Raw genomic sequence first — 12,435 nt, 5'->3', positions numbered from 1 at the left:
CGTGGACAGGACCATCTCCACGGCACGTTGGCGCACCTCCAGCGGGTACTTCAGGGGCGATCGAGGCATGGTGGCCTCCCTTCCGCTCGGCCCTCAGACCAAGCATCAGGGCCTCCAGCTTTTCGGGGGAAGGTCAGGGCGAGGTTGGTCAGGTCGGTGGATCCACCGTTGACCCAGTGACGCACGTGGTGCGCGTGGCACCATGGAGCGGGCCGGGTGCATCCGGGGAAGGTGCACCCGGCATCCCTCGCCCACAGCGCCGCCAGCAGCCGCGGGGTCACCAGCCGCTCGAAGCGGCCCACGTCGAGGACGCCGCCGTCACGGCCGAGCACCATCGGCAGGATGGTCGCGTCGCACGCCATCTTGCGCACCGTCTCGGGGGCGAGCATCTCCCCGGTGAGCGTGGTCCCGTGGCCCAGCCCCGCGCGCAGCGACTCGAGATCCATCGTCACGATGACCTGGGACTTCGTCGTCTTGGGCGCTGCCCCTCCGGCCGCGGCGGCCCGCCGGCAGACCTCGACCAGGGCGTCGGCCCGCCGCTGACCGGGTGAGCGCAGGTCGGGGCCGCCTTTGTCGGAGGGCTGGGGCGCCGACAGGGGGTCGATCGCCGCGTCGAGCACGGCGGCGGCCTCGGGGTCGAGGCGCAGGTGGTAGTCGCTCATCCCGTCGTCGTGCACGGCCTTGCTCAGCGAGCACCCCCGCTTGAGCAGGTCCTCCTCGCGCTGGAACGCGTCCTCGTGCCCGTGCACCGCCAGGATCCGGCGGCGCAGCTCGCGCAGGTGCTTCGGGAAGCCGTCGGCCGCCACCTCGGTGAACCACCCCACCACCTGCTCCTCGGCTCCATGGGCCAGCCGCGGGCGGAGCTTGTCGATCTCGGTCAACGCCACCGCCGCGTTGCGGTTGCCGACCCGGCCGTCCAGCACCGCGTCCGCGAGCGGCCGGTTGCGGGGGTCGCGGCAGGCGGTGGCCACCCGCGCCATCCGGGTCGCCTCCGCCGGAGCAAGGCCGGGCATGTGGCTCATCAGCCAGTCGGGGGTGTTGGCTGCGGCCGACTGCGCCACCACGCCGCGGGTGTCGGTCTCGACGACCGTGGCCACCGCGGTCGCATCGGCCTGACGGGACAGCTCGTCGAGCTCGCCCGCCAGCGCACCCAGCTCGGTGCAGGGCACCTGGAAGAGCACCGATCGCAGCTGCGCCAGGTGCGCGGCCGCGGCGCGCACCGCCTCGCGGCACTCGGTTGCGGTGGTCCCCTCCATGACCTGAACCTAGCCGCCACCACTGACAGCCCGACCGCTCAAACAGCCTCGAAAACCGTTGCCGGAAAAAGAAATTCGTGGCCGACAGGGTGATGTATGCCGTCACCCTGAGTGACGTCCGTGCCCCACCTTCCCGGATCCTCCGGGAGGGGGCGGCGCCTCCACCGGCCGCGCCACCGGCGCCCGACCTGCGCCCGACCGGCTCGCGACCCGCGCCAGACTGGCTCTCGGCCGGCGCCCGACCTGCGCACACGGCGTACCGGGGCGGACCGGACGCGCTAGCGTGTGGCGCGTGCTGCTCTCCGACCGTGACATCAGGGCCCAGGTGGACGACGGACGGGTCGTGCTCGACCCCTACGACGTGGCCATGATCCAGCCGTCGAGCATCGACGTGCGCCTCGACAAGTTCTTCCGGCTGTTCGACAACCACAAGTACCCGTTCATCGACCCCGCCACGGACCAGCCCGACCTGACCCGGCTGGTGGAGGTCGAGGAGGACGAGCCGTTCATCCTCCACCCCGGGGAGTTCGTCCTCGGCTCGACCTACGAACAGGTGACCCTGCCCGACGACATCGCGGCGCGGCTGGAGGGCAAGTCCTCGCTGGGGCGGCTCGGCCTGCTCACCCACTCCACGGCCGGCTTCATCGACCCCGGCTTCACCGGCCACGTCACGCTCGAGCTGTCCAACGTCGCCACGCTGCCGATCAAGCTCTGGCCGGGCATGAAGATCGGCCAGATGTGCTTCTTCCGGCTGACCAGCCCGGCGGAGAAGCCGTACGGCAGCCAGGCCTACGGCTCCCGTTACCAGGGCCAGCGCGGTCCCACGGCCAGCCGGTCCTTCCAGAACTTCCACCGCACCGACGTCTGACGCAGGAGCCACCACCGCCCCACGGTCCCCACGGATCTCCTGGATCCACAGGGGATTCACAGGCCGGACATCCCGCGTCGCCACGGCTCCGAACCTCACCATGGAGAGGCCGGAACATCCGGCCCGGACCGGAGGTTTGACCAGACGTGGCTTCACCCACCCCGACGCTGACGCTCGACGTCGCCGGCGACGGCCCGCAGGCCGGCGCGCTCGTGCTGCACGGGGGCCAGCAGCGCAGCGGTCGCCCCGTCCACCCGTGGAACCTCGCCGCGCTGCGCATGCTCCCCTTCGCCCGGCGGATCGCCGAGGTCGGCGACGGCCGGATCGCCGTCGCCCGCCTGCGGTATGCCGTGCGGGGCTGGAACGCCCCCGGCCTCCCCCCGGTGGCCGACACCGAGTGGGCCCTCGACCAGCTGCGGGCGCGCCTCGGTGACCTGCCGGTCGCCCTCGTCGGCCACTCGATGGGTGGTCGCAGCGCGATCTACGCCGCGGGTCACGACAGCGTCACCACGGTTGTCGGGCTCGCCCCGTGGATCGAGCAGGGCGACCCCTCCGAGCAGCTCCACGGCCGGCAGGTCCTCTTCGTCCACGGCACCGCCGACCGGATGACCTCCCACCGCGCGACCGCCAACTTCGCCAACCGGCTCAAGGCCGAGGGCGTCGACGTCACCCTCGTCCACCGCCTCGGCGAGCGGCACGCCATGCTGCGCAACGCCTCGGCGTGGCACGACCTCGTCGCCGACTTCACCTGCAGCAGCCTGGTCGGCGCCGCGCCGTCGGCCGTCGTCGACACCCGCGACGACGCCGCGTCCTGACCCCCGCGGCTCTGTCAGCCACCGAGTCGGTCCGCCGGCGAGTCAGTCCGCCAGCGGCACCAGGTCTTCCAGCAGCTCCTCGGCGAGCGCGAAGTCGGGCGCCAGGTCGCGGTCGGCCAGGGCCGTGGGCAGCCCGGTGCAGGCCTCGAGTGCCTCGGCGAGCCGCCCCTGGGGCTCGATGCCACGCATCCGCAGCGCCCGCACCGCGCAGACCAGCTCCACGGCCACCAGGTGCCGGTAGGAGTCGACCACCGCACCCATCCGGACCGCGGCGGTCGTCGAGAAGCTCGCGTCGTCCTCCACCCCCGCCGACACGCTGATCGTCTGGACACTCGCCGGCGTGGACGCCTGCCCGCGGATGACCGCGAGCGCCGACCCCGCGGCATACTCCGCGATGAGCAGTCCCGACGCCCCGTCGGTGGGGTCGGCCAGGAACCGCGGCAGCCACGCGGCCGGGTCGGTGAGCAGGTGGCTGATCCGCGACTGGCCGGCCTTCGCCGACCGGGTCAGCGCCAGCAGCGCGGTGTCCAGCCCGAGCGCGACGTATGCCGCGTGGAAGGCGCCGTGGTGCGCCGCCAGGCCGTCCGCGGCCAGGAAGACGGGGTTCTCCGAGGCGGTGTTGACCGAGGACTCGATGACCCGCTGGAGCGAGTGAAGGCTGTCGAGCAACGGGCCGTGCACCTGGGGCCAGGTGCGCAGCCCGAAGAAGTCCTGGATGTGCCTCGGTTCGAGGTGCTGCGGCTCCAGCAGGTCGCTCATCACCCGGGCCACCTCGGCCGCGCCGGGGAACGGGGTCACCGTCCGCACCGCCGGACCGACGGCCTCGAGGTTGCCGTTGAGCGCGACCCACGTCAGCGCGCTGACGGTCAGCGCGGCCCGCGAGATCCGTTGCAGCGCATGGCAGCCCAGCGCCGCCTCGGCCAGGGTGAACGCGTGGCTCGACATCAGGGGCAGCGCGTCGATGGAGCGCACGGCCAGGCTCCGGTGCCGGTGGCCGCCGGCGCGGGGGCGTTCGCCCAGCAGCGTCAGGCCCACCTCCGCCAGGGCGGTCAGGTCGCTCGTGCCCAGGGCGCCGTAGCGGTGCACCACCGGCAGGTCCTCCTCCGGGCCGGAGGCCATCTCCGCCAGGGCCAGCGGCAGGGCAGGTTCGACGCCGGAGCCCCCGGCCAACAGCTGGTTTGCCCGGATCCCCAGCGCTGCGCGCACGATCGGGGCCGGCAGCGGGGCGCCCCACCCGGCGGCGTGGGAACGCAGGATCGCCACGCCATGCGACTCCGGCTCGCCCTCGACCGGCTGGTCCCGGTTGGCCCCGACGCCGGTGGTCCGCCCGTAGAGCGGGCGCTCGGTGGCGAGCCGGTCGGCCAGGGCCGCCGTCCTGGCCACGGCCTCCAGCCCGTCCCCGGCCACCTCGAGCCGACCGCCGGCTGAGACATGTCTCATGGCCTCGAGGTCGAGGCGGGTACCGTCGAGCACGACCGTGTCGGTGCTGGTGGCTGTCATGGTTGCTGTCCCTGCGTTTGTAGGCCCGTTGTCGGTTAGGTTGATCGCCATGATCCGCTTCGACGGAGTCTCCAAGAAGTACCCTGACGGCACCGTCGCCGTCGACGACCTGAGCTTCGAGGCGCCGACGGGTCGGATCACCGTGCTCGTCGGTCCGTCCGGCTGCGGCAAGACCACGTCCCTGCGGATGATCAACCGGATGATCGAGCCCACCTCCGGGCGGATCTGGATCGACGACCAGGACACGACGTCGATGGACCAGGCCCAGCTGCGCCGGGGCATCGGCTACGTCATCCAGCACGCCGGCCTCTTCCCGCACCGCACCATCGTCGACAACGTCGCCACCGTGCCGCTGCTGCTGGGCTGGGACCGGCGCAAGGCCCGCAGCACCGCCCTGGAGCTGATGGAGCGCGTCGGCCTGCCGGCGAGCTTCGCCAAGCGCTACCCCTCCCAGCTCTCCGGCGGCCAGCAGCAACGCGTCGGCGTCGCGCGCGCCCTCGCCGCGGACCCGCCGGTGATGCTCATGGACGAGCCGTTCAGTGCGGTCGACCCGATCGTGCGCGAGCAGCTCCAGGACGAGTTCCTGCGCCTGCAGCACGAGCTCGGCAAGACCATCGTCTTCGTCACCCACGACATCGACGAGGCGATCAAGCTCGGCGACCAGGTCGCCGTGCTGCGCGTCGGCGGGCACCTCGCCCAGCTGGCCGAGCCCGCACGGCTGCTCGCGCACCCGGTCGACGACTTCGTGGCCGACTTCGTGGGCCGGGACCGCGGCTACCGCGCGCTGACCTTCCAGCAGTCGCCGCCGCTGCCGGTCCGCGAGGAGCCCACCATCCGGCTCGGCGCGACCCCCGCCGAGGCCCGCGCCGCCACGAGCGACGGCTGGCTGCTCGTCATCGACGACGACCGCCACCCGCTGGGGTGGGTCGAGCCACAGCACCTGACCGCGGACATCAGCTCCCCGGTGCTGCACCGCGGCGGGACCCTCGCCCGCGCCCACGGCCCGCTGCGCCACGCGCTCGACGCCGCGCTGTCCTCACCGAGCCGCCGCGGCGTCCTCGTCGACGACGACGGGTCGCTGATCGGCACGGTGCGGGCACACGAGGTGCTCACCGCGATAGAGGAGACCGAGCGCCCGGCGGCGGAGCCCGCCGTGCCGGCCGGGGTGGACGGGGAAGGCGAGCTCCGGTCGTGAGCTGGCTGAGCGACCACTTCAGCGAGGTGATGGACCTGACCGTCCACCACATCTACCTCGCGGGGGTGCCGCTGCTCATCGGCCTGGCGCTGGCGCTGCCGTTCGGCTGGCTGGCACGCCGCTACCGCTTCCTCTACCCGCCGCTGATCATCGGCACCGGACTGCTCTACACGATCCCGTCGCTGTCGCTGTTCGTCCTCATGCCGCTGCTGGTCGGGACGCAGATCCTCGACCCGGTCAACGTCATCATCGCGCTGACCATCTACACCCTGGCGCTGCTCGTGCGCACCGTCGCCGACGGCCTCGGTGCCGTGCCCGACGACGTCAACCAGGCGGCGACGGCCATGGGCTACACCCGGGGCCGGCGCTTCTTCGCGGTGGAGCTGCCGCTCGCGGTCCCGGTCATCGCGGCGGGTCTGCGGGTCGCCGCCGTCAGCAACGTCAGCATCGTCAGCGTGGCCGCGCTGCTCGGCATACCCCAGCTGGGGCAGCTGTTCCTCGACGGCTACCAGCGCTTCTTCTACGACCCGATCATCGTCGGCCTCATCGCCTGCATCCTGCTCGCGCTGGCCTTCGACCTCGTCATCGTCGCCATCGCCCGGCTGCTCACGCCGTGGGTGCGGGCGCGGCAGGGGGCCTGATGCTCACCACGATCTGGGCCTGGCTGTCCGACCCGGCCAACTGGCAGGGCGAGGACGGCGTGCCGCAGCGCACCCTGGAGCACCTGGAGTACACCGCGATCACGCTGGTGATCGCCTCGCTCATCGCGATCCCGCTCGGCCTCTACATCGGCCACACCGGCCGCGGGAAGCTGTTCATCGTCAACGTCGCCGGCGCGATCCGCTCGATCCCCACGCTGGGCCTGCTGTTCGTCGCGACCCTGCTGCTCGCCCCGCGGCTCAAGGGCGACAACGCCTACCTCGTCCCGAGCATCATCGTCCTGGTGGTGCTCGCGGTCCCGCCGATCCTGTCCGGCGCCTACGCCGGGGTGGACGAGGTCGACCCCGCCGCCCGCGACGCGGCCCGGGGCATGGGCATGACCGGGTGGCAGGTGCTGCGCAAGGTCGAGGTGCCGTGCGCCATGCCGCTGATCTTCTCCGGCATGCGCTCGGCGACCCTGCAGGTCATCGCGACCGCCACGATCGCCGCGACCGTCAGCCTCGGTGGGCTGGGCCGCCTGCTCATCGACGGGCTGTCCATCCAGGACTACGGCAAGGTCGCCTCGGGCGCGATCCTCGTGGCTGCGCTCGCGCTGCTCGCCGACCTGGCCTTCGCCCTGGCGCAGCGGTATGCCGTGTCGCCCGGACTCACCGGGCGGTTCCGCGTCAAGGCTGCGGTGGGGGATGACAGCCGCAGCGCCCTGATCGATCCTGCTGTCCACGAGGCCGCGTAGGCCCCAACCAGAAAGAGACACCCGATGAAGCGCACGAAGATCGTCCTCGCACTGACCGCCTCGGTAGCGATGCTCTCGGTCGCCGCGTGTGGCAGCAGCAGCAACGGCAACCCGCTGTCCACCAACACCGCCGCCAGCGGTGGGGGCAGCTCCGCGAGCGGCAGCATCGTCGTCGGCTCGGCGAACTTCCCGGAGAACCAGCTGCTCGCCGAGATCTACGCCGGCGCGCTCGAGGCCAAGGGCGTCAAGGTCTCCAAGAAGCTCAACATCGGCAGCCGCGAGGTCTACATCCCGGCCCTCAAGGACGGCTCGATCGACCTGATCCCGGAGTACACCGGCGTCCTCACCCAGTACTTCAACAAGAACGCCAGTGCCACCGACGCCGACGGGGTCTACAAGGAGCTCCAGGCCGCGCTGCCCTCGACGCTCACGGTGCTCGCCAAGTCCACGGCCGAGGACAAGGACGCGGTCGTGGTCACCAAGGAGACGGCGAACAAGTACCACCTCAAGTCCATCGCCGACCTGCAGCCGCACGCCAAGGACCTCACCCTCGGCGGCCCGCCGGAGTGGAAGACCCGCCCGACCGGCGTGCCCGGGCTGAAGAAGCTCTACAACCTGGACTTCAAGTCCTTCCGCGCCCTCGACACCGGCGGCCCGCTGACCGTGCAGGCGCTCAAGAACGGCCAGGTCGACGCGGCCGACCTGTTCACCACGGACCCGTCCATCGCGGCCAACGGCTTCGTCATCCTCGACGACCCCAAGCACCTGTTCGCCGCGCAGAACGTCGTCCCGCTGGTCACCAAGGCCAAGGTCACCGACACGATCAGCTCGGCGCTCAACGCGGTCTCGGCCAAGCTCGACACGGCCACCCTCGGTGAGCTCGTCAAGGAGGTCGTGGTCGACAAGAAGGACGCCGCGGTCGTCGCCAAGGAGTTCCTCTCCAAGAACAACCTGGGCTGACCGCCCCGCACACCGGCAACGCACGAGGCCGCCCCCACCGATCGGTGGGGGCGGCCTCTGTCGTTCGCGTATGCCGGGTGGCTCAGGCCGTGGGCGCCGGCTCCGGCTCGGGGGCGGTCGCCGTGGCGGTCTCGGGCTCACCGCCGCGACGGACGGCAGCGAGAAGCATCTGCGCCACGTCGACGACCTCGACGTCCTCGCGGGCCTCGCCCTCGGACTGCTTGCTGGTCAGGCCGTCGGAGAGCATGACGCGGCAGAACGGGCAGCCGACCGCGATCCGGTCGGCGCCGGTGTCCAGGGCCTCGGTCGTGCGGTTGGTGTTGATCCGCGTGCCGAGCTTCTCCTCCATCCACATGCGGGCGCCACCGGCGCCGCAGCAGAAGGACTTCTCCTGGTTGCGGGGCATCTCGCGCAGCTCGACGCCGGGCAGGGCGCCGATGAGCTCGCGCGGCGGGGAGTAGACGCCGTTGTGGCGGCCGAGGTAGCAGGGGTCGTGGTAGGTGACCGACTCGGCGGTGGAGGCGACGTTGGCCGTGTCCGCCTCGGCCGGACGGGACACCGGCACCAGCTTCTTCTCGCGCACGAGGCGGTTGAGCAGCTGGGTGTGGTGGACGACCTCGTACTGCCCGCCGACCTGCGGGTACTCGTTCTTGATCGTGTTGAAGCAGTGGGCGCAGGTGACGACGATCTTCTTGGCGCCGACCTCGTTGAGGACCTCGACGTTGGCCTGGGCCAGCATCTGGAAGAGGAACTCGTTGCCGGCGCGGCGGGCCGGGTCACCGGTGCAGGTCTCGCCGTCGCCCAGGACCGCGAAGGAGACCCCGGCGGTGTTCAGCAGCTCGGCCACGGCGCGGGTGGTCTTCTTGGCGCGGTCCTCGTAGGCGCCGGCGCAGCCGACCCAGAACAGGTAGTCGACCTCGGAGAGGTCCTCGACGTCCTGCCCGGCGATCTTGACCTCGAACGGCAGGTCCTTGGCCCAGTCCAGGCGGGCCCGCGCGCTCATGCCCCACGGGTTCTGCTTGTTCTCGAGGTTCTTGAACAGGCCGCCGAGCTCGGAGGGGAACGCCGACTCGATGAGCACCTGGTAGCGGCGCATGTCGACGATGGAGTCGACGTGCTCGATGTCGACCGGGCACTGTTCCACGCAGGCGCCGCAGGTCGTGCAGGACCACAGGACGTCCTGGTCGATCACGGCGTCGGGGCCGTGCGGGTTGTAGGCCGTCAGCGGGCTGGTGATGTCGTAGCCGGTGTCGCCGACGAGCGCGACCTCCGCCGCCGCCTTGGTCTCCTCGGGCAGGCCCTCACGGTCGCCCTCGGCGGCCAGCAGCCACGGCGCCTTGGCGTGCGCGTGCTCGCGCATCGTCATGACCAGCATCTTGGGGGAGAGCGGCTTCTCGGTGTTCCACGCCGGGCACTGGCTCTGGCACCGGCCGCACTCGGTGCAGGTGGTGAAGTCCAGCAGGCCCTTCCAGGTGAAGTCCTCGACCTTGCCGACGCCGAGCGCGGCGTCCTCGTCGAGCTCCTCGATGTTCTCGAAGTCGACCGTCTCGCCCTTGACCTTCAGCGGCTGCAGCGCCCCGAGGGAGGTGCGCCCGTCGGCGTGACGCTTGAACCAGATGTTGAAGAAGGCCAGGAAGCGGTGCCAGGCCACACCCATGGTCGGCTGCACCGAGATGGTGATCATCCAGACCATCGAGATGAGGATCTTGACCGCAGCGACGGTGACGATCGCGGCCTCGAGCCCGCCGGTCGACATACCGCTGAAGGCGTTGCCGATGAAGGAGGTGAGCGGGTAGTGCAGCGCGGTCGCGGTGGACTCGCCGTCAGCCTTGCCGAGGGCGTACTCCAGTCCGCGCAGGGTCAGCACGCAGATGACGACGCCGAGGATGACCAGCTCGACGAAGTAGGCCTGCCAGAAGGTGGAGCCGAAGAAACGGCTCCTGCGGGCCAGGGTGCGGGGGTGGTTCTTCTGGCGGATCGCGATGAGGGCGAGGATCCCGGCGAAGGAGAGCCAGCCGATGACCTCGGTCAGCCACTCGAACGGGGCGAGGTGGCCGATCAGCGGCAGGGCGAAGGTCTGGTCGAACAGCTGCCCGTAGGCGGTGACCAGGGTGAAGAACAGCAGCCCGAAGGACACCATGACGAACCAGTGCGCCGCGGCCACCACCGGCAGGCGCGACATGCGCGTGTGGCCGAGGAACTCCCGGAACAGGGTCGCCGTGCGCGCGCCCTTGTCGTCGGTGCGGGTCGGGTCGGGCTGGCCGAGCCGGAACACCGCGGTGAACCGGCCGATGGCCTTGGCGAACAGCGCCACCGCGACGACTGTGACCGCAAGGCAGATGACGAGGGCGGCGATCTGCAGGGCTGACATAGCGACGAAGTTTACGGACGAGTAACCCCGGCGTCGCTACCTGAGGAGCCGTTGTGACCAGAGTCGCCCAAGGGGTGGTCGCCGGACTTGCGACCCCATAACAATTCGTTGGAACATCCATAAGGCGATGTGTGTTGTCGCCGAGTGAGACCTGAAGACTGCACACCCTCGACCCGAAGGCGGTCCTCCCGTGCCCATCCATGACGACGTCACGTCCCTCGTCGGCAACACCCCGCTGGTCCGGATCAACAGGCTGATCGAGTCCGGGGCGACAGTCGCGGCCAAGCTCGAGTTCTACAACCCCGCCAGCAGCGTCAAGGACCGCATCGGCGTGTCCATTGTCGACGCCGCCGAGCGCTCCGGTGAGCTCAAGCCGGGAGGCACGATCGTCGAGGCCACCAGCGGCAACACGGGTATCGCGCTGGCCATGGTCGGTGCGGCCCGCGGCTACAACGTCGTGCTCACCATGCCGGAGACCATGAGCAAGGAGCGCCGCGCGCTGCTGCGCGCCTACGGCGCCGAGCTGGTGCTCACCCCGGGCTCGGAGGGCATGAAGGGTGCGGTCACCCGCGCCGAGGAGATCGCCGCCGAGCGCGGCGGGATCCTGGCCCGCCAGTTCGCCAACGAGGCCAACCCGGAGATCCACCGCCAGACCACGGCGGAGGAGATCTGGAAGGACACCGACGGCAAGGTCGACATCGTCGTCTCGGGCATCGGCACGGGCGGCACGATCACCGGTGTCGGGCAGGTGCTCAAGGCGCGCAAGCCTGGCGTGCAGATGATCGCCGTGGAGCCGGAGGAGTCGCCCATCCTCAACGGCGGCCAGCCCGGCCCGCACAAGATCCAGGGCCTCGGCGCCAACTTCGTGCCCGAGATCCTCGACACCTCGATCTACGACGAGGTCATCGACATCAACGCCGACACCGCCGTGGAGTGGGCGCGGCGCGCCGCCAAGGAGGAGGGGCTGCTCGTCGGCATCTCCTCCGGCGCCGCCCTCGCCGCGGCCGCCCAGGTGGCCGCCCGCCCGGAGAGCGACGGCAAGACGATCGTCGTGATCATCCCGAGCTTCGGCGAGCGCTACCTGTCCACCATCCTCTTCTCCGACCTGCTGGACTGACGGTCGTTGAACTTTTCACGAAAGCCTGAGCGAGATGGCTGCCTTGCGCTTGACTGAGGCTCCACCGACCGGCCACGCAGCGATCCCCCCTAACGCGCGTGGCCGGTCGGCCAGCAGCACGCTCCTGTCCGCCTGGCGCTCGGTGCGCGAGGACCTCGACGCCGCCGTGGCGCGCGACCCCGCGGTCGACACCCGGCTGGAGATGGCCCTGGCCTCGCCCGGCCTGCACGCCATCTGGGTGCACCGCCTGGCGCACCGCATGTGGCAGCGGCCCGGCTGGCGGCTGCCGGCCCGCCTGCTGTCCCAGGTCAGCCGCGCGGTGACCGGGGTCGAGATCCACCCCGGCGCCCGCATCGGCCGCCGGTTCTTCATCGACCACGGCATGGGCGTGGTCATCGGCGAGACCGCCGAGGTCGGCGACGACGTCATGCTCTACCACGGGGTCACCCTGGGCGGGCGCTCGCTGCAGAAGGTCAAGCGCCACCCCACCGTCGGCAACCGGGTCACCATCGGAGCCGGGGCCCGCGTCCTCGGGCCGGTCGTGATCGGGGACGACGTGCAGATCGGCGCCAACTCGGTCGTGGTCAAGGACGTGCCCGCGGGCGGGGTCGCCACCGGGGTGCCGGCGACCGTGCGCTTCCCCGAACCGGGCCAGGACCCGCGTGAGGCGCTCTTCGCCGAGCCGGCGCTCTGGATCTGAGCCCGACGCGGCGGGGTCGCCCGAGCGCGACGACCTCCTCGCGTCCCCGGGTCAGTCGGCGGGGGCGCCGTGGCGCCCGGCGCCGCGGGCGAAACGACGGGCGCCTGCGAGGCTGTCGGCGGTGAGGGCGAGCTGCCCGTGCCCCCACTCGTTGGCCATCGCCTCGGCCAGGCCCATGCCGTGCTGCTCCAGCGTGGAGAGCCGATCGTGGCGCAGGCAGGTCTGCGGCAGCGCCGCCAGCTCCCGGGCCAGCTGCTGCG

Annotated in this window: 11 protein-coding genes and 1 pseudogene; 8 read left to right on the top strand and 4 right to left on the bottom strand. The window is 71.3% G+C overall.

Annotated features, from left to right (window positions below; translation table 11 throughout):
- Positions 1–50 precede the first annotated feature (50 nt).
- Positions 51–1,256 carry an HNH endonuclease signature motif containing protein gene (locus tag VF825_RS00920; RefSeq protein WP_331109155.1) on the bottom strand — a complete coding sequence of 402 codons (1,206 nt, stop codon included), beginning with the start codon at positions 1,254–1,256 and terminating at the stop codon, positions 51–53.
- A 292-nt stretch (positions 1,257–1,548) separates the two neighbouring features.
- Here VF825_RS00920 and dcd point away from each other — a divergent pair, with 292 nt between their 5' ends.
- Together dcd and VF825_RS00910 are read left to right on the top strand one after the other, a co-directional pair.
- Positions 1,549–2,124 (top strand): dCTP deaminase, encoded by a 576-nt coding sequence (gene dcd, locus VF825_RS00915; protein ID WP_331109153.1) that lies wholly within the window; start codon positions 1,549–1,551, stop codon positions 2,122–2,124.
- 146 nt (positions 2,125–2,270) lie between these two features.
- The gene (locus tag VF825_RS00910) at positions 2,271–2,939 is read left to right on the top strand and encodes an alpha/beta hydrolase family protein (protein WP_331109151.1); all 669 of its coding nucleotides are present in this window, start codon (positions 2,271–2,273) and stop codon (positions 2,937–2,939) included.
- A 42-nt stretch (positions 2,940–2,981) separates the two neighbouring features.
- Here the strand turns inward: VF825_RS00910 and VF825_RS00905 are convergent, their stop codons facing one another.
- Positions 2,982–4,439: an aromatic amino acid ammonia-lyase gene (locus VF825_RS00905; RefSeq protein ID WP_331109149.1), complete on the bottom strand. Its 1,458-nt coding sequence runs from the start codon at positions 4,437–4,439 to the stop codon at positions 2,982–2,984.
- A 49-nt stretch (positions 4,440–4,488) separates the two neighbouring features.
- Between VF825_RS00905 and VF825_RS00900 the strand changes: the two genes are divergently transcribed.
- The 4 genes from VF825_RS00900 to VF825_RS00885 are packed head-to-tail and all read left to right on the top strand — an operon-like array spanning position 4,489 to position 7,987.
- The gene (locus VF825_RS00900; protein WP_331109147.1) at positions 4,489–5,634 is read left to right on the top strand and encodes an ABC transporter ATP-binding protein; all 1,146 of its coding nucleotides are present in this window, start codon (positions 4,489–4,491) and stop codon (positions 5,632–5,634) included.
- Positions 5,631–6,275, top strand: coding sequence for an ABC transporter permease (locus VF825_RS00895; RefSeq protein WP_331109145.1), 645 nt, complete (start codon positions 5,631–5,633; stop codon positions 6,273–6,275). The genes VF825_RS00900 and VF825_RS00895 overlap by 4 nt, the downstream gene beginning before the upstream one ends.
- Positions 6,275–7,027 carry an ABC transporter permease gene (locus VF825_RS00890; protein ID WP_331109143.1) on the top strand — a complete coding sequence of 251 codons (753 nt, stop codon included), beginning with the start codon at positions 6,275–6,277 and terminating at the stop codon, positions 7,025–7,027. The genes VF825_RS00895 and VF825_RS00890 overlap by 1 nt, the downstream gene beginning before the upstream one ends.
- 24 nt (positions 7,028–7,051) lie before the next feature.
- Entirely contained in the window at positions 7,052–7,987 is a 936-nt protein-coding gene (locus VF825_RS00885; RefSeq protein WP_331109141.1) for an ABC transporter substrate-binding protein, read from the top strand.
- Positions 7,988–8,069: 82 nt separating this feature from the next.
- On the opposite strand, the gene VF825_RS00880 is transcribed toward VF825_RS00885, so the two are convergent.
- Complete coding sequence (locus tag VF825_RS00880) at positions 8,070–10,358, bottom strand: (Fe-S)-binding protein (protein WP_331109139.1); 2,289 nt, start codon at positions 10,356–10,358, stop codon at positions 8,070–8,072.
- Between the two features lie 190 nt (positions 10,359–10,548).
- On the opposite strand from VF825_RS00880, the gene cysK reads away from it, so the two are divergent.
- On the top strand, positions 10,549–11,475 hold the full coding sequence (gene cysK / locus VF825_RS00875; protein ID WP_331109137.1) for a cysteine synthase A: 927 nt from the start codon (positions 10,549–10,551) through the stop codon (positions 11,473–11,475).
- 49 nt (positions 11,476–11,524) lie between these two features.
- Entirely contained in the window at positions 11,525–12,175 is a 651-nt protein-coding gene (epsC, locus tag VF825_RS00870) for a serine O-acetyltransferase EpsC (RefSeq protein ID WP_414695733.1), read from the top strand.
- A 51-nt stretch (positions 12,176–12,226) separates the two neighbouring features.
- Here epsC and VF825_RS00865 read toward each other — a convergent pair.
- Positions 12,227–12,435: pseudogene (locus VF825_RS00865) on the bottom strand (enoyl-CoA hydratase); the annotation flags it as partial.

It is taken from the genome of Oryzihumus sp. (assembly GCF_036391795.1).
Lineage (GTDB): Bacteria > Actinomycetota > Actinomycetes > Actinomycetales > Dermatophilaceae > Oryzihumus.
Note: the sequence above shows the minus strand (reverse complement) of the source record. Positions and strands in the feature narration are given on the sequence as shown.